Origin of the sequence: Paenibacillus sp. 1001270B_150601_E10, from assembly GCF_015558675.1 — a bacterium.
In the GTDB taxonomy this organism is placed as follows: Bacteria; Bacillota; Bacilli; order Paenibacillales; family Paenibacillaceae; genus Paenibacillus_B.
In genome coordinates, this window is the sequence record NZ_JADMOL010000001.1 from 615,463 (window position 1) to 639,279 (window position 23,817).

Here is a 23,817-nt window from a genome sequence, read left to right on the forward strand (position 1 = left end):
TACAATTAAAGAATAAATATGAATAAACAGGGTACACCATTAATACAATAGAATGTTGCGGACAAATAGAGGTGATTGATGAATATGGCAAATAAAAATGGATGGAAGCAAGGATTGTGCATGGCAGCAGCTGCAGCCGTTACTTCGGCGGTTTGTGCGAGTATATCTTATTTATTAGTAGGGGCACTTCCACAACTTCCCCTGCTTTCTTCAGTTAAGCACGTCACGTCTCCGATCACGATCATACAAGAAGCAGCAGCGCATCCGTCTGCTTCTCAGCACTCCTCATGTACACCCTTCATTGATGCAGGAGCAGACCGATATGCACAATCCTCTTGCATTCATGTGACAAGCAGTTCTCATCCATATAAGAAGCAGCACGCTGTCAGTCATAAGCAAGTATTGGATGAGGCAATTGGACAAGCCATAGCAGCACTATCCAAAAATGAGCCTTTCACAAGCTGGAAGCATGCAAAAACGGAGGTTCAGCCATTAGGTCCCGGAACGCACGGATATCTCGTTCGTATTTTAGACCGAGGCAATCAGTCATTAGGCTATTTTATTCTTCATGTGAATGAACAAGGGGATTATAAGCTAACAGAATACGGTGCCGGTTCCGAGCTTCCTTATGATCGTCTTACACTAGCAGAAGCCTTAAAGCGCAGTGGTTATAAACAAGATGAGATGAAAGTCGAGGCTATATATCCATCCGCGTTGATGGCGCTGTGGAAAGTGAGCGCTGACGGAGAAAGTCGTTATTTTGATGCGTTTACAGGTGAAGAAATTCCTTATAGGGAACAACCACTAACAAAAATAAATTCAAATCGATATGGATCACCGATTATCCTGCCTGCCTCTACGCCGGATTCCATTACACAAGTTAACAAACGGAAGATTCAGAGCAGTTCTGAAACAAAGGACATCCTGTCATTATGGATGCCAAATGCTGCTCGCATAGGTGGATCGTTTGATCCTTATGAGAACATTCAATGGATGACCAAAAAAAGTACGTGGAGCAAAAGCGATGCCGCACAGAAGCTGTTAAAGTGGGAACCGAAATCCCAATCACGTCTTGTATATGTCCATACGGCTACGAAGCAGGACATTCGAATCCCATACGCGCTGCGTGGCAAACAAGCATGGTCTGCCGCTATTGTTGATGATAGTGGTTCCACAGCTGTTACTCCAGATCAAAATCGTTCTAACCGATCCACAAGCTATTATTACGGGTTAACCTTACAGTCGAACGACAAGGTTATACGGTGGATTCAGCAAAATGATCTGCTTGATGAAGGCTATCTGGTTCCTTTCACATCCTAATTCATAAAGGCGCACCGAAAACGTCTATCATGACTCGGGTGCGCCTTTTTTGTGTGATTTGATTGGTGCTCATCATGTGGCAGACTTTCTCCATCGTACCTTCGCAATCTTCCCAGTATAGCGAACGATTCGCTTCACGATAGGCTTGCTTGAATCACGCCAATCAGTCGCCCACATTTTGAATCCGAAAGGCATTAATCCAAACCAGCGAACAAGCCATGGCTCACGCTTTTTCTCCTTCCGTTCCTTCCTGCGTTCCTGTCTGGTTTCCTTCGGAGTATCCATGTACGTAACCACACGCTGCGTAATGTACTTGATTAGGTCATCACTTTTCGCCATAAAAACATCACACCTCCCTATTCTTTTTATTGAAGCAAGACACTTCCTGCTGCTTCTCCCTTTATCACTTAGATCCGTGATGATATCGAAAACATTTAGGAAAGCCGCATCTCGGATTAACGTCGTTCTTCATTCATCTTTAGATGAAGCAGCTGCTATTAGTGTTAGCGGGAGTCGGTCGTTCTAAACCCTCATCCATTTCCAGCAGACGCATAGAATGGACTTCATCCGATTCGCGCATCATACGGTTAATGAATTGGAGAAAAGAGGTCCGACGCATGAACAAGCATTTCTCGATTCGTCTAAGCATGCTCATTGCAGCCTTATTGCTATACATGTCGCTACCTGCGGCACCTGCTGCTTCCCTACCTTCAGGCGGATCTGAACAGCAGCCCATTGCGCATGTCTTCACCCAGCGATTTGTTCTTATTGATGCTGGACATGGTGGAATTGACGGAGGAACCGTTCACGGAAATCTTAAGGAAAAGGATATTAATCTCGCCATTGCTCAAAAGCTGTATCTTCTTTTAAAAGCGAAAGGCGTGCCCGTTATTCTTAATCGAACGGGCGATTATGCTTTAAGTGATGATAACCGATGGTCAGCCACCAGGTCCCGTCACAACCGAGATCTAGCTCAACGAAGACAATTAAGCGAGGAGGTGCCGATATCCATGTTTGTCAGTATTCATGTAAACTGGGGAAAAAACGCTTCTAAGCGGGGGCCTATGGTCCTGCATCAGGAAGAAGGCAGAAGTCAGGCACTAGCCTTTCTTATCCAACAAGAGCTAGAGACCCTTGCTCCATCGCCCGTTCTTCCTGAGACCGGATCAAAATATTACTTACTGCGACGTGTCAAACAGCCAGCCGTTATTGTTGAGACAGGATTCATCAGCAATGCAAAGGATCGAAAGCTCCTTACCAGCCGACTGGGCCAGTCCTTAATCGCACAGCGCTTATGCGACGCTATCATCCATTACCATGCGTTATATTATTGAAGTGGGATACGTCCCTTGTAAGCAAGCTCCGATATACGCACGAATTGATACTGATCTTTTACCTTAGGGACAGAACGATGGAGTACAGCTGCTGTCTTCTGTCCTTGGGTACCCACATGGCCGATAGTGATGCAGGCAGACTGATACGACAATATCTTCCTCACCTCTTCCCATTGCTTTGCGATGTGGGATTCAGTATGAAGATCATCAAGGAATACTTGGTTATATACGATCGATACACCTAGTTCCTCTGCAATTTCTCCGGCAACGGATCGGTAATTGGTTTTGCTGTCCAAGTAATACAGACCCTTCTCTTTACATACGCGAAGCACAATGCGCATAATCCGCTTGTCACCAGTTATTTTTGAGCCCATATGATTATTCATTCCAACAGCGTATGGAACAGCATCAATGGCTTCACGAAGTCGTTGCTCGATCTCGATATCGCTCTGACTCGATAAGATCGCTCCAGGCCCAAGCCAACTTGCCTTCCCATGTTTAGGCTCCATGGGCATATGGACAATCACTTCATGTCCAAGACTGTGAGCAGCCTCTGCGTCCTGCTTGGAGCTAGGCAGAAAAGGCATTACCGCCACCGTGATAGGTACAGGAAGCTTGAGCATTTCTTCTGTGCCTCTCATTCGATTGCCAAAGTCATCGATAACGATCGCGACTTTCTTATTGACAGCAGAATGATCCGATTTCTGAATGATTGAACGAGCATAGATGGATGGAATGTTCGGAACAGAACTGCTAAAGAGAATAACAATCGCAAAAGCAAGCCCTATTTGTTTAATTCGTAAATGGTTACATAAAGTTATTTCTGTTTTCCATTTTGACCCTTTGCGCATAAATGATCCTCCAGTGTTTATACTCCATGTAAATGGATACAGGTTAGTATGTGTACCATGGGAAGAAACATGCGTTAACTGGAATAATTCCGATCTAATCGAAGGATCCTTAGGCTGTTTAATTGACAACCACTCTAAAAACCCCTAAGATAGTAATTACGCAAAAAAACGAAGAATGCAGGTGATTTACGATATGTCCTATCAACCTATCGTTAAGCATGTAGACGCAAGTGACGACAACCAATCGGTTGGCTTGAAGCAGTTAGTCGTTACGATGCATGATGGAACACAGCTTCGATTGTTCAACAACAATGGTAAGAAGACGATCAATCGTTTGCTTACAATCCCATGCCCAATCTGTCGCAAAGATTTCTACTGCAAGTGCTTTGATCGCTTCGTCGATGTGATCGATGAGCAAGTTCCTGAAGAGAACTGGAAATAGCATATTGCTGCTCCAATACATAAGGGGCGTTCCCGCTTTTAGCTTAGCGGGAGCGCCCCTTATGTTTACCCAGGTATTACTATTGAACAGCCTTTAATCTCCACATGATGCTGCCAAAGTCACCATGAGGGACTTTCACAGGCATTCCCGCATACATCAATTCATCCCCCTGATACACTTCGCCCGTTTCCAAGACTTCGTATAGCTTCGCCGGGTCTAGTCCCTGCATGCGAATATATGGAATAGGCCCATTGCCAACAATGGAAGCAGAGACGTAGGTCCATACAGCCTGCGTCTTATCTCTAGATACATACATCCATGAGGCATGACCGTTCTCTGTTGGATTTACGAGGCGATACTGATCACCGAACAACACGATCGAACGAATGCTCTTATACAATTCGACTTGCTCGCTAACTACTTTCTTCTCCTCATCCGTAAGCTTCGTCAGATCCTGTTCATATCCCAGCACCCCTGCCATAGACACATGCCCCCTTGTCTGGAGTGGTGTCGTTCGACCCATGATATGATTCGGAACGGCCGATACATGTGATGCCATGGCGCTCGCAGGATAGACAAGACTTGTTCCATGCTGGATCGCAAGCCGTGCAATCGCATCGGTATTGTCGCTTGTCCACGTCTGCGGCATGTAGTAGAGCATGCCAGGATCGAACCGTCCGCCTCCGCCTGAGCAGCTTTCGAATAGAATGTGTGGAAAGCGATTCGTGAGCTTCTCCATCATGTCATAAAGATTCAGCATATAGCGATGAGCCGTTTCACGCTGACGCTCTGGCGGCAGCGCAGGCGAGCCGATCTCAGTCATGTTACGGTTCATATCCCACTTCACGTATACGATCGGCGTGCTTTCCAATACCAAAGCGATCTGATTATAGATGTAGTCGCATACTTCCCTGCGGGAAAAGTCAAGCACAAGCTGCCTGCGTCCTTCTGTCCGGCGGCGCCCCTCCACATGCAAGCACCATTCAGGATGCGCTCTGTACAGATCGCTGTCTGGAGACACCATCTCCGGCTCGAACCAGAGCCCGAACTTCAGATTCTTGCTGTGGAAGTCTTCGTATACGCCATGCAGCCCGTTTGGCAGCTTCTTTCGATCTTCCACCCAGTCGCCAAGCGAGCTGTTATCGCTATCGCGTCTGCCGAACCAGCCATCATCAAGCACAAACATTTCGATGCCAAGCTCGCTTGCAACCGAACCAATCTGACCCAGCTTCTCTGCATTGAAGCTGAAATACGTGGCCTCCCAATTATTCACTTTCACAGGACGAACTTCATCCCGATAAAGACCGCGGCAAAGACGTTCTCGGTATAAACGATGATACGTTCTTGACATCTCTCCTATGCCTTCATAGGAATATACCATCACGACCTCCGGCGCCTGGAAAGACTCTCCGCTGTCCAGCAGCCACGAAAAGTCAAACGGATTGATACCCATGAGCACACGAGTCGTTCCGTACTGATCAACATCTGCTCGACCGACAAAGCTTCCGCTATAGACGAAGCTAAAGCCGTATGCTTCTCCACTGCTCTCCGTTGCATCAGGAGATACCAAAGCAAGGAATGGGTTATGCTCATGCCCGCTTGCACCACGGCGACTCTCAATTGCAACGGCCCCGCTAGTCAGCGGAGTGCGCTTCACATGCCGCTCTCTTGCCCATGTGCCGGCGAGATGAATCATCTCATACTGATCATGATGGAAATCAACCGCTGCGCTCAATGCCGCTTCCAAGCGAACAGCATGCACGTTCTCGTTAATGATGCGAGCAGATCGGGTAATAACGTCGCGGTCTTGGTAGACACTGTATTGCAAGATCACTTTTAGCCCGCTCACGCGATCTTGCAGCTCAATCTCAAGCGTATCTGCCTCTTCGTCCTGCTCAACATATACGGCTGGCAATCCTTCAAGGCGAGGCTTGCCTTTATTTATGCGGTGCGTCACATACTCAATCTCTGTCGCAGAGGTACCATCCGCGTAGCGCAGCTCTAGCGCAGGATGTCTAAAATCTCCTGTACCGTAAGCAGGGTATTCTTGCGGCAAGGTATCCAGCGTCATCGTTGATTTCGACGAATCCCAGTTCGGGCTGAAGGATGGTCGCTGGGCATAGTGAATAAAGTGCTGCATTCCTCCACTTACCCTTCTTCCCCAATACACATGAGCAAGGAATCTCCCATCTACAATCTGCATGACATAGCTTGTCTTTGGTGTGTGCAGGTAAATAAGCTGATCCTGCTCGTTAACATGAATGCTCATGAATACAGCCACTCCTCAAAATGCTTTTTCCTTATAGTAAAGTGCCATGCTTTATGCTGAACATAGGATAGGTACAGCTATATATGGAGAAATGTAGGATGAAGGCCTGCAGGCAAAGCTGCAGGCTGGTCGCAATCACTGTGCATCACGATATGAACACCCTGTTCCGCAGATGCATGGAAGCCATGCATGGTCTCCAATACATGGTACGCAAGCCTTCCGCTTGCCCGATGCGCCGTGCCTCGCGCAATAGCAGCTGCCATTTCCGCCGCGCCCAGCCCTCTTGCATTTTCAGCATAGCCATGTGTAAGCTCTATTTCCTTCCACTCCGACTCGCCAGACTTACGCAGCATGACCTTTCCTCCGAAATCATTCGGGTCTGGCACAAGCAGGCTGCCTCCTGTGCCGTACACCTCCATCCGCGGAAGAACAGATCCACCTGGGATATCAAAGCTTGTCAGCAGCGTCGCAATCGGACCTGCCTTGAACTCCATAATCCCCGCTACATGTGTAGGAACCTCAACTCGAATCTTCTCTCCAGCTTTCGGCTCACTTGTAATCGTTCTTTCCGGGGCCGAGATCCGGGCTGCTCCTGTCACGCGATGGATCGGACCCAGCATGGCAATCAATACCGTTATATAATAAGGGCCCATATCAAATAATGGGCCGCCACCCTTCATGTAATAGAAGGCAGGATCAGGATGCCAGGATTCATGCCCGCCGCTCATCATAAAGGCTGTCGCTCCAACAGGGGTACCGATGGCCCCTTCTAGAATGAGCTTCACGCAAGTTTGAATTCCACCCCCAAGGAAGGTATCTGGAGCACCTCCAACATACAAGCCCCTTGCTTCTGCAACACGAAGAACCTCTTTCCCTTCTTCCAATGAAACGGCAAACGGCTTCTCCACATATACATGCTTGCCTGCTTCAAGAGCCTGCAAATTAACCGCTGCATGAGCCTTTGGAATCGTCAGATTAATGATCAGGTCAATCTCAGCATCCATAAGCATGTCTTCGACTGACAATGCTCGGATCCCATATTGAAGCCCCTTTGCCTCCGCACGCGATCGATCCAGATCCGCAATTGCAGTAATCTCCATTGATTCAAATCGACGGCCATTTTGAAGATAAATACCGCTAATATTCCCCGCACCTATGATTCCTGCCTTTAGCATCGATACACTCTCCTATCATCTGAGGATGATTCTAAAACAAACACTTGCGGCATTTGTGCTGCATCCTTACTCTCCTGCGGAGCACCAATGGAAGCCTCTTTTCATCAGTTCTTTGACGATAGGCTGATCAAGCACGGATACGTTGTGGCCAAGCGAATTATAGTACACTCGTCCTTTTCCCCAGCGCTTCGTCCAAATAACCGGCATATCAACCTCCCCATTGGCGGCATGGGGTCCAGATTCCGCTTTGAAGCGCGTTGTAGCCAATACCTCCACCACAGGATCCACATGAAGATAATACTGCTCTGTCTTCACGGTAAAGTCCTCTATTCCATCCGTCAGCGGGCTGGAGGCTGTCTTGAAGTGAATGGTGTATTCCACGCCATCATTGCCAGGGTGCGCAACCCAATTGCCACCTGTCATAAACTGCCAATCGACATTGTCGCGAAAGGCATCGCACATTCCGCCATGGCAGCCCGCAAGTCCTACACCGCTTTGAACAGCCATCGAGACATGTTCCACAAGCGTCTGGTCGATTGTGCCCATCGTCCAGATCGGAATGATCAGGCTCAGCTGCTTTAGCTTCTCTATGTCACGGAACGCTTCAAGAGTGTCGCTTACCTCAACATCGAAGCCGTCCTCCTCAAGCCATTTCCGAAATAAAGCCGCAACTTCTTTAGGTTGATGTCCCTCCCATCCCCCTTGAACGATTAATGCAGTAGGCATAACGATCCACTCCTCTTTGATTATGATAGTTACCTGTAATAGATTCATTTAATCTGATCGAATAATCGCACATCAATACAGATCAGCATATTTATAAAAATAATAGCACCTCACCTATATGATGCGAATGGCAATCACTTATGCAGGATCATGATGATAACGAAAATCAATGTATAAGCAGCATGGCGAAGATATCGTTAACATTCGTAAGCATGCTAGATGAAGGTATAAACACACAGGCCTCCTTCCGTTAAACCTCCATATGTTGATACCGCTTACATAAAAGTGCGATAAACACTTTCCATTCATCATGCAAACATCCACCATACATTTCTCGCAAGCTATGACAAGGCAGGGTAACTCACGCATTATTCCCCCTTCTATCTTTCTATGTCATAAACAAAAAATCATGATCCTTGCTTACTCACTTCACCACCTTGTCTGAATATCCTGCTAGCAAATGGAGACATTCTGTCTTTTTCAATGATTTGTCATAGGTTAAAAAAAACGCCCCTTTAGCCTCGATACAACTGTACTTGGCACAAGTACGTCTCTCTAAGCCAAAGGAACGCATTCGCTAGAAATATTTATTATCGCAGCAGGCTCTCCGCAGATTGGAGAACCGCTGCCATCTCAGCACGGGTCACGGCTCTTGTCGGGCGAAAGGTGCCATCTCCATAACCATCCAATACGCCTTGCTGTGCCAAGGCCTTAATCGAAGCACTTGACCATCGAGTAGTCGGCACATCCTTGAACGCCGTCGAACCGATTGCATGCTCTGTATCAAGCTTCAGCGTTCTCGCAAGCATCACGGCAAGCTGCTCTCTAGTCACCGCTTGATTCGGCCTGAAGCTTCCGTCTGCAAAGCCTGTGATGTAGCCAGCAGCTTGAGCCGCTTGAATATCGTTCCATGCCCAGTGATTCGCAGGCACATCCTTAAAGCTCACTTGCTCCGCTTGATCCGGTGCATTTCGATCTTGAATACGCATCAGCACACTTGCCGCCTGCGCTCTTGTTAAGGATTGATTTGGCGCAAACTGGCCATTTGCCACACCAGTCATCCATTTTTCATGGAACACAAATTCGATTTGATCCTTCGCCCAGTGACCAATCGTATCATAGAACAAGGTACCATTAAGCCAAGTCTTATAGTAATCCCACGTATTTCCAGATTCTTCATTCAGGCTCCAGTTGCCTGCGCCTTTCAGGTTATATTTGTTCACAAGCTGTAGCTTCGCCTTGATCGAGGCCTCATTTTCATACCAAACCGTATATTGGCCAGCAGACAGCGTTACTCCATGAATGACGGGCTTCTTATCAGACGCCTTGATCGTAAATGTAGCCTTGGCGGATTGCTGCGTAGAGTCGTAGCTTACTTTGCCGTTATAATCCTGAATCAGTTGTTCGACCAGATGATTCTGTATGCCAAGCCCTTTATAGCGGCCATCCGCACTCCAATAGCGGCCATAGAATGGAATCCCCAGCACGATCTTTTCACTTGGAACAGTCTTTAGTGCCTGCTTAATGGTCTTCTCCACCCAAGGCAACCCTGCGACAGGACCCGGAGCGCCGCCTTGATAACTTTCATCATAGGACATGATCATCAGATAGTCGCTGACCTTTGCGAGCGCTGCGTTGTTATAAGAGCCATGCCAGCCAGTCGTCCACCCCTCTGGGTTCGCTGCTACCGCAGTTGACACTTCCTTATGAGCTGGTATGGCTTCTCGCAATCGACGAACAAGATCGGTATAAGCATCCCGCTCCTTTTCGGTTACATTTTCAATGTCCACATTCACGCCATCCAAATTATACTTCTCGATTGCCTGCGCAACCTGCTTCGTTAAGGCTGCTCGATTGGAAAGAGCCTTCTTGCCTAACTCGCGGTCCCAATGGTTGCTTAAGAAAGGAACAACCTTGATGCCCCGCTTATGCATCTCTGCAACAAAGTTCGGGTCAACTGCCTCTGTCAGCTTCAAGGAACCGTCTGAATTCAAGTCAAAATAGCTTGGCGACACCATGTCAAGACTCCCCTTCGTTGAATCAACCGCTTGAACATATTTGCTAGGCGTACCAAAGTATATATAAGCCATCGCAAACCGATCCGTGCCGGATGACGAAGCGGCCATCGCTGGTATACTGGTCATACTTATCGCCAAGATCGTCAAGCCAATGATGGCGCCTTTTATGTACCTCTTTACACTCATGCTATGAATCTCCTCCCTTGTAAAAGATAGATTCATCTTGGCATGAGCAAATCTTCAGCAACAAGATCTAAAAATTGGTAGGATCATAGATTTATACCGTTATGCACAAATAAAACCTAGGTGTGTACTGAGGTTGAGCCATACCGCATGTATATTATGAGAAAATGATGAGAAAGGAAAGGGTTGACAATTGGTAAATCGTAGGCATCGAACGTCATCCTTAGACAGGGCGGACTTTTATTCCAGCAAAGCAAGTGAGAAGAAACATTTAAACAGTCTAAATGAATGACCTTTATCGGCTAAACCTTAAAGCTTTTGATTGGAAAAAATAGAGGAAAGACTGTCCTCCGCTACACTGCGAATCTATCCATTTGTGTCGTGGAAGACAGCCTTTATGTAACAATCCATTCCGCATACAAGCATGGATTACTTCGAAGCGAGCAGTTTCTGCTTCTCTTTATTCAAACTTTCAATCTCCTTATCGATGTCCGCATTTTCAGCCTTGGCAGCCTTTACGAAAGCAAGATGGTATTTGTAGTCCTTGTCATTTTGCAGGCCTGTCTGATCTTTTCCATACTTAGATCGAAGTTCGCCCAGCTTCTTCTCGCTGTCGCCAATGCTTTCGCTATTCGCCTTCATCTTTTCCTTATTCGCTTGGATCTTAGCGTTGATTTCTTCAATTCTAGTCAGGTTGGATGGGCCTGAGCCTCCTGTATCTTTACGATTCAGCTTTACCGCTCCATCCTCGTAGGATACCTGCAACCCCGTCATTTCGCCCACTTTGCGAACTGGCGCATACGTCACGCCATCAATGATGATCGCATCGGTATTCACCTTAGTGCTCCCTATATAAAGAGAAACCATCTTCTCCACTTTCTTGCCGACAAGCGAGCTGCTCGATGCCCATACGGCTGTTCCTCCACCTAGCACGGCCACACACAGTCCGATCATGATCCATTTCTTCATGATGATAACAGCACCTCCCAATCAGTTGTTGAATGAATGAAAATGAGTCTACCTATGTTTACACCACAGCAGGAAGTATGAATCCTATCATGTAGAGGTCACTGATAATGACCCCCCTCATGAAGCAATGCTCCGAATCTAACTATGTACGATTATAACGTTTTATGTCGCTTGGTGCTTTTCAATTTCGTCATCTTTATGTGAACGATAATCATCGATTTGGCTTTGGTGTGAATGATAAAGACAGCTTTTGAGTAAATGATGTCGGGTTTTGAGTAACGCTTTTTAACCGCTACTTCCGATATGCTGAACATGTAATGACCGATATCATCACGGGCAGATCAATAAGCGGTTGCCATCGTTAAACAAAACAAATATTGAACGGCTGGTCCAAGCTGATTTTAGACCGAATAAGGGAGGATTGCTTTCTTGCAGATCAACATCTATAAAGCATTATGGGGAATGGAAGGAACGTACGAGGAACAGTTCAAACGGATCGCTGAGGCTGGATATAAGGGCATTGAAGCTTCACTTCCCTCACCTAAGGATTCTGAACGCTTCAAAGCGCTTCTTCAAGAGCATCGTCTGGACTTTATCGCCTTAATCGCAACGAGCGGAGCAGATCACGCCCTATCCTTTGCTGAGCAGGTAGAGCGATGCTTGGACTTTAAGCCGCTGCTGATTAACGCTCACAGTGGGAAGGATTCAATGACCTTTCGTGACCAAGTTGCCTTTTTCACACAAGCACTGATGATTGAGGAGCAAGCAGGTATCCCAGTAGCCCACGAGACGCACCGTGGCCGTGCAATGTTTACCCCTTGGGGAACCCGCAATCTTATCGAAGAACTCCCCTCACTCAAGCTAACTGCAGATTTCAGCCATTGGTGCTGTGTCTGTGAATCACTGCTGCACGATCAGGAGGAGTGCCTTCGCTTTCTCTTCCCTCATGTCATTCACATTCATGCACGTGTAGGCTATGCGGAGGGTCCTCAGGTTCCTCATCCTGGAGCGCCTGAATATGCTGGCGAGCTTCAAGCTCATGAGGCATGGTGGGAACAAATCATCACAACAAAGCGTGCAGCAGGCTATACCGCGATGTCCATTACTCCAGAGTACGGGCCGCCGGGATATATGCATACGCTGCCATTCACTGGTCAGCCAGTGTCCGATCTATGGGAGGTATGCTTATGGATGGCTAATCGAGTTGAAGAGCAATTTCGTGCCCCGCTGGAAAATGCGACTTCTCATCAGTCTGGCTAGATAAGATTGTTGGTCTAACTTCATTGTCTTATCACTTCATTTAAGGACTCAGGAGGATGAACGAACACGATTATAGCGACAGCAAGATAGATCATCCAAACCAAAGGCATGGAAGAGACCTATTCTAATGAGCCACAGTCACCTAGTCTATCTATTGCTTGCAACAAAAAAAAGGTTCCAGAAAGAAGCCGGAACCTTTTTTTCATTTCACTTAATGATTGCTTTACTCTTCCTTTAGCTCGCTCATAATACGCTTAAATGCATCATTCATCTGACTGTGGATATGCACATTTTTGCTGCCTGCCACCTTAACAGCATAGCTAGCAAAGTTCAAGCCTGCGCCAAACAACTGAAGGGCACCGTTCGAAAGATCGCCTTGCTTCAACAGCCCGATGCCATCCTTCATAAAGTTCTGGCTCTCATCCCAGTGGCAATCCGCAATATACTTGTCCCCAGCATGGTACGCCTTCAAATTGTCGACGATCTTTTGCGCTGTCTCCTCTGAAATAGAAGCATCAAGCTCCATCAGCATCTGATTAATTGGCTTCACCAATTGCGCATATAGGCTGTCGTATGCCTCGCAGGTTTCCTTAATTTCTTGTCTCAAGTTCACATTATTCATGTGTACCCTCTCCTTCTTCTACTTTTTAAACACATTTGTATGTTATGTTATTACCCATATTAAACGATAAACAAATCATAACGAATGCAAATAATATCGTTGAATCGGAATAAAATGGATATGATGTGCAGCTCAGATCTTTGCGAAAAGCCTGATTATTTAAGGAGGGCCTATGAAAACAACGAATCTTTCCCATTACACAAAAGCTTTTGATCAAATCGCCCAATCTCGTTACATACAAGAAGCAATCGTCTACATCGAAAATACAAGCGGAGACTTTTCGTGGAGCAAGGGATTCGGAGGCAGAGATATCGATTCCCCACTGCTTATGGCTAGCATTGGCAAATTATTTACCACAACTTGTATACTTGCCCTTCGTGAGAAAGGCATGCTCTCGTTGGACGATAAGCTTACAACCTATATCGATAAAAGGAAATTAAGCGGACTGCATATCTATAAATCTGCCGATTACTCGCAAGACTTAACGATCTCCGACCTCCTATTCCAAGTGAGCGGACTGCCGGATATTTTTGAGGAAAGCAAGGATTCCACTAAGGCAAAGGCCATTAAGGAGGATTTCGCCTACTCCTTTGACGATATGCTGGATTGGACAAAGCAGTTGAAGCCGCACTTCGCACCACGTACAACAGGCCGGGCTCATTACGCGGACATTAATTTTGATTTGCTTGGAGAAGTGATTGAGAAGGCTTATGGTGCTTCAATAGCGGAAGCTTACGAGGATTTTATTTTCACACCACTCAAACTAAAGCATACCTATCTTCCTCTTTATGGCGAGGATCATATTCCTTCTATCTGCTACAAAGATAACAAGATCGATATCCCGCAGTTTGTGTGCAGCTGCCGAGCAAGCGGAGGAACGATCACAACAGCAAGAGAATTGATGATCTTTCTTAAGGCATTCTGGGGAGGAACTTTGTTTAATCGCGAGGTATTAGACCAACTTGCACAGTATCGCAAACTTCAGATCACAATGGGACCTATTCAGTATGGGGGCGGCTACATGCGAATTGGACTAGGAGGCTTGCTAACAGCTTTCAGAGGGAACGGAGAACTGCTTGGTCACTCTGGTACATCCGGATCCTTTGCGTTCTATCATCCGGATAAAGACCTCTACTATGTAGGTGATCTCAATCAGCTGGCCAAACCTTCCTGGCCCATCCGGTTGGTCATGAAGCTTGCAATGGGGGCACCTGAAGGTTAGTTTCAATATCTAATTGCCATGTCTTTTACCGCTATTCAAATGGAACATTATTCCTTGATGGACGTATTGATTGGCAGAGAGGTGATCTAATGGGTGTGGTCAATATGATGCTTGGCCTAGCCACAATTGGTCTTGCGATATTTACCATTAAAAATCCGCATTCATGGCTATTCAAGCGTTTAGGGGATGATTCAGAACCAAGCAATGCCTGCCTACAGTCCATACGTTTCCGAGGCAAGCTACTCGTAGCAATTGGGGTATTTGCTTGTCTGATGGCTACGCAGTTCTTCTTGGCGGAGTAAGACGAGGATTACATGGATCATCCATAAATCGAGTGTGATTCTATCTTGACTAAAATGATGGTTATCATATGCATCATAGATTAACTTCCAAATTAAAGGGCGGTGATGTTGTTGGATCTTGTTAAAGTGGTGCTTGTCTCCTTTCTTGCTCTTTACTTCATTCTAGAATGCAGTATTCGATTCAACAATCATTCTAGAAAAACGAAGAAACATCATTAAGAGCCGCAGGGATCCAATCCCTTACGGCTCATTCGTTTCATATTCGTTACTCCTAAGTATCTCGTCCAAGCAACTAAAGCTTTTGAAGATGACCGATGAGTTCGTAGAAGAAATAAAGTCCAAAACAGATCAAAACAGCGCCAGCCAGAACAGACACCATCTTAATGGCTGTCCGATTCATTACTTTCCTAGTCGTAGCTACGATCATCATCAACACGATATCATGCATTAAAATACCAAATAATATGCCTGCGCCGACGATTATAAAATAACTGGTATTGGTATGATCGAATGAATTAGCGAGCACCGTGCCAAAAACGCTGATCCAAAATACTAGATTTCCCGGTGAAATGGCTACCAAGAGGCCATTTTTATAGGAGGAAAATATCGATTTTTCTGTTTTTTCCCCAGACAGCGTAATGTCGTGATCAGCATGTTTAATGCTATCGTAGCCAACGTATATAAGGAATATGCCACCCACCAACCACATGATGAGTTGAATATATGGCATGGATAATATCGAAGCAAGCCCCAAGTAAAGCCCGATGATAAGCAATAAATCGATCGTCATGCCTCCCAAGCCGACACTCCAACCATGCATAAATCCATGCTTCATTCCTTGCTTCGTCATCTCTACCGTAATCGTTCCAATTGGCATCGCAATGGATAGACCAAGTAAAACGTATGTAAAAAATAAAGACATGATGTGTGACCTCCTCTTGTATGTAGAAAAGCCGCGAGAGGCTGGAACACCTCCTGCGGCTAAAAACGAATAGTACCACTATTTAGAAAATATGTCTACATATTTATTGATCGATACCTAACGGACTTCCCCGATGCCTCCTCTTCACTTCTCACAGGAACATATATTACGCCAATCCACGATCACACCATCATAATAAATTCCAGTATTAAATACGCCACAAGTCATCCTATCAGTTGACTTCTTTGCCAGTCTAAAATATTTAAAAAACAAAAAAAGCCTTGCTTCGCAAGACTTATCATTGATTAAATATGGTGCAGTCAAGAGGACTCGAACCTCCACGCCCTTGCGGGCACTAGAACCTGAATCTAGCGCGTCTGCCAATTCCGCCATGACTGCATAATGTTCATTTGTTCATTGTCTCCGTGATTATCATCAGCAGCGACAAGATTTATAATATCACAATCATTTAATGTGGTCAACAATATTTTTATCTATTTTCATATCAGAGCAACAAGTGCAATTCTTAAGCATCAAGACAGCCGTACTAGCTGCTCCGATATGATCTACACAAAAGCCTATTCAAACTAACCCATGTTAGAAACACTTGTACTCAAGCAGCTTACTCCTCTGTCAGCAATCCCGGCGGAAGGCGGCGGGGCTCATCAAATGGCTGGAAGAGATAGCTCCGCTTCACTTTGACAATGCGCCGATTCTGCTTGCGAATCATAACGTTCTCCTCATCCCAAGCCACTACGATGCCTTTTACGTCATTCATTTCAAGAATGTCCCTTACTACTCTAACCTTGATTCCTGCTTGTCTATACTCATTAAGTGTTTGATCATCTATCATCATGCTGTTCCTTTCATGAATGGATTCATCGCAAGAAGCAGCACATCATCCCTAGGTTCAGAACCTGCGCTGCTTCATCCTGCAACGAAATAATGACGTTCTATTCCATCAGTGTCCAACATGTTCCTTGGAATCGTTCTTCTCGAACCAATAATCAAGAACCTTCGCAGACATAACCCGCTTGTCGATATATTCGGCTTGCGTGACGGAGAACTGATGGCGCCAAGCCACACCCAACTCATTACATAGCTTTACTACAGTTAATAGCTCAGACCATGCGACATAGCGTTTGTACCAGAAGAACTGTGGATGCTCTATCATATAAGGGTACAAGTCATCGAATTCCGTGTGCTTACAGTCCAATGCACGTTCGAAATGAACTTTAGCCTCTGATACCTTCTCTTGCAAATATTGAGCCGTTGGTTCATGGACCATTTCGAGTCGCCTCCTCTCCTTACTTAATTACATTATATGCGATTTCTATAAAAGGAGAAAAGGATTCAATTTTATTTGTTGGATGCAACTTATATAGTACCGCTCGCGTCCTTATATATAAAGGAATTCATATGATGTTATCTTTTTCTTTAATGCGGGTAATAGGGTTGTACATATGTCGCGTGACAATACGAAGGAGGGAACAGAATGCATCAGAACTCATCACGCAAGGATCGGCTGTTTATCCTCATCGCTATGACCATTATGTTAGCATCGCTATATGTCTGGAGTACTCCTGCGTCATCTAACTCCGCAGCTTCAGAACACGTTGTGGACAAGTCCTCTGCTCAAGAGCAGCAGCAAGGCAAGGAAGCAGGCAATAATGCGTGGAAAGAAGATGCCAAGATTGCCTCTTCCCCTGAAAATGTTCCCGCTTCAAAGCAAGAACTTGAGCATTTAACCGATCATCCGTTTGATCCGCATGATATGAGCTTAATGGGAATCCACCTCGATGATTCCTCTGACTATATCACCTCTTCCTGGGGAGAGCCTTCCTCATCCTATGTCATGCCTGAAGAAGATCCTGTAAAGGTTCTTGAATATGACGGCTTCTCTGTCGGATGCACCGCCGGCGGGCATATCGCATTTGTCGAAGTGCATCAAGCGGGACTTCGCACCGGCATAGAGGGCCTTCAGGTTGGCGAGCATAGCGAATCCGTTAAAGAAGCATTAGGAGCTCCTGATCAGGATTCTGGCTACGTATGGGGATACTATTCGAATCAGTCCATGCTGAGATTGGACCTTGATCCGACAACAAGCAAGATTCATGCTGTCAAATTGTTTCGTTCCAATGCATAGTTGACTTCAGTTGGCATGTCCGCTCCTCTTCCTGCATACAGTCTATGGAGGACAACTCCAGTTGTTCTTCATTACATAGGCTTACTGCAGGCATGAGAGGAGCTTACATGCAATGAAAAATATATTTAGAGTGCTGCAAATATCATTTACGTATATCGGCACCGTGGTCGGCGCTGGTTTTGCAACAGGACAAGAAATTCTTCAATTTTTCACCCAATATGGCAGAAACGCATTGTTTACCATATTGATTGCAACAGCCTTATTTGTTTGGCTAGGAACGAAGCTTATGCTTCTGTCTTATCGTATCCAGGCAAGATCCTATGAGGATGTGAATCGATCCTTATTTGGTGAAAAGGCAGGCGGCTATGTCAGCTTGTTCACACTTGTTGTCATCATCTGCGTCAATAGTGTCATGCTCGCAGGCGCAGGATCTGTATTTTCAGAACATTTAAACATGCACTATCAGACAGGCCTCCTCATTACAATCTTAGGCTCCTACATTATTATCAATCGAGGCATGAACGCCATCTTAAATCTGAATTCATTAGTCGTACCTACTATGCTGGTCTTTACCTGCTTTATACTATGGGATACCCTTCAACTTCCAACCACAACCCTTGCATTCACGTACGTATCAGACAAGCCGTTGTACGGAGCAATATCGTCCTCCTTTTTATATGGGGCATTCAATCTTGCAATGGCACAGGCCGTGCTTGTTCCAATGGGAGCCTCGATGCCAAGCGAAAAGGTCATACGCGCTGGCGGATGGATTGGCGGAATCTTAATCGGAGGCATGCTGTATGCAGGCCATATCGCCCTCTCCGCACATATGCCTGGCATCATTCAATTTGATATTCCAATGGGACAAATTGCTTATGGGTTGGGCATGGCTATACAACTCATTTACATTCTGCTTATTTTCTCAGAAATATTTACCACATTCATTGCAGACATTTATGGCGTAACCCTTCAACTGAAGGAGAGAGTAATCTTTCACCCTAAACTTATCATTATCTCGATCATGCTGTTCTGCTATCTGATGAGCCAATTTGGATTCAAATCGCTTATTTCGATCCTATATCCTTTATTTGGACTGTTCAGCATTGCCTGGCTTGTCCTTCTTATGCGAATCAATCTAGATGACAAGTTCCCCATTGATCCAAATAAGCATGGTAAAAATAATGGATCATTTTCCTTCAAATCCATACATGCTCGACCTAAACAATCGAGATAAGTGAAAGTGAACATAATCAATAAAAACAGGGCATTCCCATTCTGAGGAAGTGCCCTGTTTCTTTTTTCAACTAATCACGAGAATCATGCTATTAATGCAGAAGATGAACGACCCTTGGACTTTGACAGCCTAAAAGAACGGATGAGTTAGTTCTTGAGTTAAAAAAGGATAATAAAAGGCTGTCTCTGTTACAGCTGCACGATATGCACATCAGGAATAATCTCCTTTACCGCCTCCACCATATATGGATGGCAGGTAGTCCAGATCATCTGCTGTCTAGCTAGAAGATCAGGCATACAGCTTAAGGTATGACGAAGCCTCTCCGGGTCAAAATTAACAAAGAGCTCATCCCAGATCATGGGGAGCTTCGCTCGCTTGGACAAGACGTCGATCAATGCAAAACGCATAGCAAGATATACCTGCTCTGCTGTTCCACGACTCAAGCAAGAGCTTTCAAGCAATTGCCCATCCTCCCGCTCAACTGCGATATTCTGCGTGCCCATTGGAGAGACTATTCGAACATAACGACCATTCGTCATACGCCGAATATATTCTCCAGCCTGTTTGAATACATAAGGCTGCTTCTCTTTCTCATAGCTTCTTCTCGTTTTGCGAATAATCGCCTTCGCGATCGAATATACAGCGAACTGCTCTCCAAGACGATCCAGCTCACTCTCGAGCTCAGCTGTACGCTGATGCCATTGTTCAGTCTCCATCCGCTTCATCAACTGCTCCTCTTCTTGAGCAAGTCTACCGCAATTTTGCTCTCCTTCCCTTATAGCCAACTCCACATGTTCTATATCATGTCTCAGAACGGAAAGCTGCTGCTCCAATTGCACTTCATCATAGTGCGTCAGCAGATATTCGATAGGAGCCATCGCCACTTGATCGCCGCCTCGGTAATATCCCGTCTTTAACTCCCGAAGTCGCTGATCAATATATAGGAAACGTTCCGCCTGCTGAGTTCGAAGTACAAACTGCTCCTGGTTCGCTACTTTGGCTTTAGACAACAGCCCTCTTTGCTCCTCATGAAGTCTCGAACGCTCGCGCTCTACGACTTCAAGCTCCGCTCTCCATTCCGATATCGAGGCTTCGACTCTTTGGTTCGCTTGAGCTCGTGCTTCCTCAGCCTCATAGTATTCAACCATTTTCCTCAAAATGGCTCTCATATCCTGGAGTTTTTCTGTTCGTTCGGAATTCATTTCCGAAATGCTGGAATGGCCGTCCCCGCTCTCTTGCATCCATCTTTCAAGGAAAGTGAATATCGGCAGCTTGCTTGCAGCTTCAATCAGCTCATCACAATGTTGTATAAATGCTTCGATAGATGCTGTTAACTGTTCCACTCTTTGTGAACAGCGGAGCATCCTCGCTCTTCTCGTTAAAGCTTGCTCAGCTCGCACCCCGTGATCCAGCACGCTCCTTGGACTCCAGTGCTCAGGCAGTTGACGCTGCTTAAGCCACTCTATCCATCGGCCATGAAGCTGAGCCAGCTCTTGCTTTAGTTCCTCTTCAACGTGACTTGCCCGCTCAACCTGACGGTGAGCTTGCTTTCTAAGCTCTTGTACAGTTCTATATTCCGCTCCAAGGCGTTCACGCTCGCTGTTCCATGTTTGCAGAGCATCCAAGGCTTCATACATTGAAGCAGAAATTGAAGGACTCCTGACTCCGCTAACCTGAACGAGAGGCCTTGTCTTCGACCTACGGGATTGGCTATGGCTCTGTACACCTCTACGCGAGCGGCTGAGCTGTTCCACTGGATCGTCCAATCCCTCTGGATGATCCAGAGATGATCGTCCTAGCGCTTCCATAACAGGCTTCAGGAGCGTCAAGCTCTCATATTGCCCTGCAGAAGAGGATTTATTCTGCTTCTCCGTTGGCATTGCTGCCGCATAGAAGCCTCCTGCACCTACCAAGCCGAATAGCAGAGAGAGCACAGCCCCTGTCCATTCTTGAAGATACACGCATACTGCTGCAGCAAGCAATCCAATAACGCCAAAGATGACAGGGTATAATCGCTTCGTGTCAAAGGAAGCAGAGGATTCCTTAGATGCATAATCATTTAAGACGCTTTGGCTTCTCGCAGCCTCTTCAATCTCTCGCATCAACCGCTGAACCTCATACGCGCTCGGAGAGAAGCGAGTGCCTAGCACACCTAGATCCTCATGTCTCTTCAAGGAGGCTAGTGCTTGCTGTTCGGCTTCTTCAGCCATCAACAGCTCAACGCCTGCCCGGCTCCGCTCATCCCTTGCGCGAGCAGCCTGCTCCTCAAGCCTTGACCGTTTCTCGCCTATTTCTCTTGCTTCATCCTGATCCGGCTCTGCTACCGTGGAGGCAAGCAGCATCGCAACTGTCCACTCGCTGCCGCTATTCTGGGCGAGTCGGGCCAGCTCTTGCGATATCGTCTCATGCTCGTGCTGACGCTCCTCAAGTTCCTGAGACTGGGCTTGTATCATCGGAATTTGGCCTGTTAGCTGCTTGGCTTCCGCTCCACAGGATAACAAATTCTGATCAGGGCTTGTCTGTTCCAGCTCAAGCTGCTCGAGCTTCCGCTCAATCATTCTCTTCCTTTCTTCATGATTGTCCAATGCGGAATGAATCCGATCCATTTGCTCTTTCCAGCCAGGCTGCCACGCAGCATGGTTCGGGAGCCCTTCTCGTTCCTCCTCCAATGCAGACTTCTCAATCCACATGTCACGAGTATGCAGGGCACGCTCTATAAGCAGCATTTCTTCTCTCCACGCTGCTCGTTCTTCTGAATGTTCAGCTAAGCCTTGTTTCTGCTTTTCCAATTCAATTCTGAGCTCGATGAGACGTCCCTCAAGCTTCTCGCTTTCTCTTCGCTCCTTTACCCGTTGATCCATTTCTTGTAGAACAAGATGAAGCTGCTGCGTCCGCCCTCGCGGCTTATATAATCTATCCATCTCCTGTGACAGCCAATTCTCGGTCTCCACAAGCGAGCGACCCGCATCGAAAGCTGCATCATACAGAAAGGAACGTAGAGCTTCTCCCTGCAGCGTATGTATGGCATGAAGCTCATCCAAAGTAATGCCGAACAAGCGGCGATACATCTCTTGATTAATGCCGCCAAGCAGTTCTTTTTCCAGGTCCTGAAGGCTTCTGGCTTCCACCTGTCCGTCCCTTTGAATCTGGTGTACGATATGCTGATAGCCATTCGACCGCTCTCTGCATTCGATTCTCCATTCCCGCTCCTGATCATCGATCGCAACAAGCCTAGCCTGAAGCAATCGTCCATGACTGGATAAGGACTCACCACTCGCGGGTCTCTTTGGCATGCCGTACAGAAGATAGCGAATCGCTGTTGCTGCACTGCTCTTTCCCGCTTCGTTAGGGCCGACAATCATCGTCAATCCGTGTGCGGCTAAAGAAAACTTGCTATCCTGAAGCGGTCCCAACCCATCAATTTGCAGCTCACTTATTCTCATCGACTCTCTCCCCCTGATCCAATCGATTTACGACGAGATGCAGGGCTTGTTCGACCCATGCCTTCTGTTCGTCCTCTGAACGACCCTGAAGCCATTGACGCAATCTACGCTGTCCATAGAAACTACTTAAGGATTCTTGCACAAGCTGGTCTCGTTCTTCTTGGTCAAGAAGCAGCTCCTCTGTCGTTCGGACAACGTCTCCAATAAAATGATCCGTTCCGCGCCAAGCATCCACATTAACGCTTCGCTCACTTTGCACAAGCATTTGAATCGGCCACACAACAGGTTCTCCAGCTTCCAATCGAGGCCACTCCGATTCCTTCCATAGCTCAAGCAGCTCTTTTATCAAGGAACCATATGCGAATTCATCATGCAGCGGAGTATTCCCCGTCAGTACTAGGCGAGCAAAAACATGTCTCCCCTCACCGAGATCGCGGCATTCTTCCACCTTCTGGAGCAGCAGCTCGCTAGCCTTTTGAGAAGCATCCACCCCGCTCATGTCTACCTTCTCTTCCACCCATCGAATGTGGTCGAGGCTGTGAAAAGCAAGCTCTGTCGAATGATCCCCATGAACATCAACAACGTACGCTCCCTTAGCTCCTGTTTCCTTTACATGACGGCTTTGAAGATTGCCGGAATAGACGATATATGGTGAGGTGGACAGCACCTGACGCACATGAATATGCCCGAGCGCCCAGTAGTCATAACCTTTCCGCATTAGCTCATCCTTGGTGCATGGAGAATAAGGGTCATGCTCGCCGCCAGCATCAACGGTTCCATGCAGCAGGCCAATGCGGTACAGAGAATTGCCTGACGGCGGCAGCTCTAACTGATGCAGTGCGGCTTCAGGCTGGCTTGGATAGGCAGATGCCAAGTTATCATAGACCGCTGGTGCCCCGTAGGACATCCCGGTCACTACAGCTACGCATTCCTTGTCCTTATTGTAGAGCGGATAGCTTTCTGGCTTCTCTGTTCCAAATACATGCACATGCATCGGAGCTGACCAAGCCTTCTCAGCAGTTAAAGGATCGTGGTTGCCATGAATGATATATACCTGCACCGACGCCTCTCCAAGGCGCTCTATTCCTTTCAAAAGCCTCCATTCTGCTCTCAATGATCGATGGGAGGCATCGAATATATCGCCTGATAGCAATAGCGCATCTGCCTTGCACCTAAGTACAAGTTCCACAAGGTTGTCCCAAGCATTGAACGTGGATTGCAGCACCTGCTCACGCAACGCATCCGGTAGATCAACAAGCCCTTTAAAGGGACTATCCAAATGCAGGTCAGCCGCATGCACGAAGCGGAATTTCATATCGTTCGCTCCCTTCACTCATCACTCGTTTCATTCACGGATTACATCTTTCGTATAATTCAAA

The 23,817-nt window shown here is 46.6% G+C and carries 21 protein-coding genes and 1 tRNA gene; 8 read left to right on the forward strand and 14 right to left on the reverse strand.

From position 1 onward, the window contains the following. Positions 1 to 84: 84 nt before the first annotated feature. Positions 85 to 1,320, forward strand: a complete 1,236-nt coding sequence (locus I2H74_RS02920; RefSeq protein ID WP_195571489.1) for a hypothetical protein — start codon at positions 85 to 87, stop codon at positions 1,318 to 1,320. A 72-nt stretch (positions 1,321 to 1,392) separates the two neighbouring features. Here I2H74_RS02920 and I2H74_RS02925 read toward each other — a convergent pair whose 3' ends face one another. Further along, the gene (locus I2H74_RS02925; protein ID WP_195571491.1) at positions 1,393 to 1,659 is read right to left on the reverse strand and encodes a YqzE family protein; all 267 of its coding nucleotides are present in this window, start codon (positions 1,657 to 1,659) and stop codon (positions 1,393 to 1,395) included. A 278-nt stretch (positions 1,660 to 1,937) separates the two neighbouring features. Here I2H74_RS02925 and I2H74_RS02930 point away from each other — a divergent pair, with 278 nt between their 5' ends. Continuing rightward, positions 1,938 to 2,654: an N-acetylmuramoyl-L-alanine amidase gene (locus I2H74_RS02930; RefSeq protein ID WP_229106300.1), complete on the forward strand. Its 717-nt coding sequence runs from the start codon at positions 1,938 to 1,940 to the stop codon at positions 2,652 to 2,654. On the opposite strand, the gene I2H74_RS02935 is transcribed toward I2H74_RS02930, so the two are convergent. After that, complete coding sequence (locus I2H74_RS02935; RefSeq protein ID WP_195571493.1) at positions 2,648 to 3,505, reverse strand: divergent polysaccharide deacetylase family protein; 858 nt, start codon at positions 3,503 to 3,505, stop codon at positions 2,648 to 2,650. The genes I2H74_RS02930 and I2H74_RS02935 overlap by 7 nt on opposite strands. Before the next feature lie 193 nt (positions 3,506 to 3,698). Here I2H74_RS02935 and I2H74_RS02940 point away from each other — a divergent pair, with 193 nt between their 5' ends. Further along, a complete protein-coding gene (locus I2H74_RS02940) occupies positions 3,699 to 3,947 on the forward strand; it encodes a hypothetical protein (protein WP_195571494.1) in 249 nt (82 codons plus the stop codon). Between the two features lie 79 nt (positions 3,948 to 4,026). On the opposite strand, the gene I2H74_RS02945 is transcribed toward I2H74_RS02940, so the two are convergent. The 5 genes from I2H74_RS02945 to I2H74_RS02965 form a co-directional block, all read right to left on the reverse strand. Next, positions 4,027 to 6,216, reverse strand: a complete 2,190-nt coding sequence (locus I2H74_RS02945; protein WP_195571496.1) for an alpha-galactosidase — start codon at positions 6,214 to 6,216, stop codon at positions 4,027 to 4,029. Between the two features lie 77 nt (positions 6,217 to 6,293). Beyond that, positions 6,294 to 7,391, reverse strand: coding sequence for a Gfo/Idh/MocA family protein (locus I2H74_RS02950; protein ID WP_195571498.1), 1,098 nt, complete (start codon positions 7,389 to 7,391; stop codon positions 6,294 to 6,296). Positions 7,392 to 7,457: 66 nt separating this feature from the next. Next, on the reverse strand, positions 7,458 to 8,117 hold the full coding sequence (locus tag I2H74_RS02955; protein ID WP_195571500.1) for a ThuA domain-containing protein: 660 nt from the start codon (positions 8,115 to 8,117) through the stop codon (positions 7,458 to 7,460). Positions 8,118 to 8,707: 590 nt separating this feature from the next. Then, positions 8,708 to 10,321 carry an S-layer homology domain-containing protein gene (locus tag I2H74_RS02960; protein ID WP_229106301.1) on the reverse strand — a complete coding sequence of 538 codons (1,614 nt, stop codon included), beginning with the start codon at positions 10,319 to 10,321 and terminating at the stop codon, positions 8,708 to 8,710. Between the two features lie 426 nt (positions 10,322 to 10,747). After that, a complete protein-coding gene (locus I2H74_RS02965) occupies positions 10,748 to 11,287 on the reverse strand; it encodes a hypothetical protein (protein ID WP_195571504.1) in 540 nt (179 codons plus the stop codon). A gap of 429 nt (positions 11,288 to 11,716) precedes the next feature. On the opposite strand from I2H74_RS02965, the gene I2H74_RS02970 reads away from it, so the two are divergent. Continuing rightward, positions 11,717 to 12,547 carry a sugar phosphate isomerase/epimerase family protein gene (locus I2H74_RS02970; protein WP_195571506.1) on the forward strand — a complete coding sequence of 277 codons (831 nt, stop codon included), beginning with the start codon at positions 11,717 to 11,719 and terminating at the stop codon, positions 12,545 to 12,547. A gap of 223 nt (positions 12,548 to 12,770) precedes the next feature. On the opposite strand, the gene I2H74_RS02975 is transcribed toward I2H74_RS02970, so the two are convergent. Continuing rightward, on the reverse strand, positions 12,771 to 13,169 hold the full coding sequence (locus tag I2H74_RS02975) for a hypothetical protein (RefSeq protein WP_195571508.1): 399 nt from the start codon (positions 13,167 to 13,169) through the stop codon (positions 12,771 to 12,773). A gap of 172 nt (positions 13,170 to 13,341) precedes the next feature. On the opposite strand from I2H74_RS02975, the gene I2H74_RS02980 reads away from it, so the two are divergent. Next, positions 13,342 to 14,391, forward strand: a complete 1,050-nt coding sequence (locus I2H74_RS02980) for a serine hydrolase domain-containing protein (RefSeq protein ID WP_195571510.1) — start codon at positions 13,342 to 13,344, stop codon at positions 14,389 to 14,391. 89 nt (positions 14,392 to 14,480) lie between these two features. Beyond that, a complete protein-coding gene (locus I2H74_RS02985) occupies positions 14,481 to 14,693 on the forward strand; it encodes a hypothetical protein (protein WP_195571512.1) in 213 nt (70 codons plus the stop codon). A 292-nt stretch (positions 14,694 to 14,985) separates the two neighbouring features. Here I2H74_RS02985 and I2H74_RS02990 read toward each other — a convergent pair whose 3' ends face one another. The 4 genes from I2H74_RS02990 to I2H74_RS03005 all read right to left on the reverse strand — a co-directional run bounded on the left by I2H74_RS02990 (position 14,986) and on the right by I2H74_RS03005 (position 16,903). Continuing rightward, entirely contained in the window at positions 14,986 to 15,615 is a 630-nt protein-coding gene (locus tag I2H74_RS02990; RefSeq protein ID WP_195571514.1) for a LysE family translocator, read from the reverse strand. A gap of 312 nt (positions 15,616 to 15,927) precedes the next feature. Then, positions 15,928 to 16,014: transfer RNA gene (locus tag I2H74_RS02995), tRNA-Leu, on the reverse strand. A gap of 223 nt (positions 16,015 to 16,237) precedes the next feature. Then, on the reverse strand, positions 16,238 to 16,468 hold the full coding sequence (locus I2H74_RS03000) for a hypothetical protein (protein WP_195571515.1): 231 nt from the start codon (positions 16,466 to 16,468) through the stop codon (positions 16,238 to 16,240). Between the two features lie 108 nt (positions 16,469 to 16,576). Continuing rightward, positions 16,577 to 16,903: a hypothetical protein gene (locus tag I2H74_RS03005; protein ID WP_195571517.1), complete on the reverse strand. Its 327-nt coding sequence runs from the start codon at positions 16,901 to 16,903 to the stop codon at positions 16,577 to 16,579. A gap of 207 nt (positions 16,904 to 17,110) precedes the next feature. Between I2H74_RS03005 and I2H74_RS03010 the strand changes: the two genes are divergently transcribed. Both I2H74_RS03010 and I2H74_RS03015 read left to right on the forward strand, forming a co-directional pair. Next, the gene (locus tag I2H74_RS03010; protein WP_195571519.1) at positions 17,111 to 17,761 is read left to right on the forward strand and encodes a hypothetical protein; all 651 of its coding nucleotides are present in this window, start codon (positions 17,111 to 17,113) and stop codon (positions 17,759 to 17,761) included. A 112-nt stretch (positions 17,762 to 17,873) separates the two neighbouring features. Then, positions 17,874 to 18,995, forward strand: a complete 1,122-nt coding sequence (locus tag I2H74_RS03015) for a hypothetical protein (protein WP_229106302.1) — start codon at positions 17,874 to 17,876, stop codon at positions 18,993 to 18,995. 188 nt (positions 18,996 to 19,183) lie between these two features. Here I2H74_RS03015 and I2H74_RS03020 read toward each other — a convergent pair whose 3' ends face one another. Together I2H74_RS03020 and I2H74_RS03025 are read right to left on the reverse strand one after the other, a co-directional pair. After that, positions 19,184 to 22,438, reverse strand: a complete 3,255-nt coding sequence (locus I2H74_RS03020; protein ID WP_195571521.1) for an AAA family ATPase — start codon at positions 22,436 to 22,438, stop codon at positions 19,184 to 19,186. Continuing rightward, on the reverse strand, positions 22,425 to 23,753 hold the full coding sequence (locus tag I2H74_RS03025; protein ID WP_195571522.1) for a metallophosphoesterase family protein: 1,329 nt from the start codon (positions 23,751 to 23,753) through the stop codon (positions 22,425 to 22,427). Before I2H74_RS03025 ends, I2H74_RS03020 begins: the two co-directional genes overlap by 14 nt. Between the last annotated feature and the right edge of the window lie 64 nt (positions 23,754 to 23,817).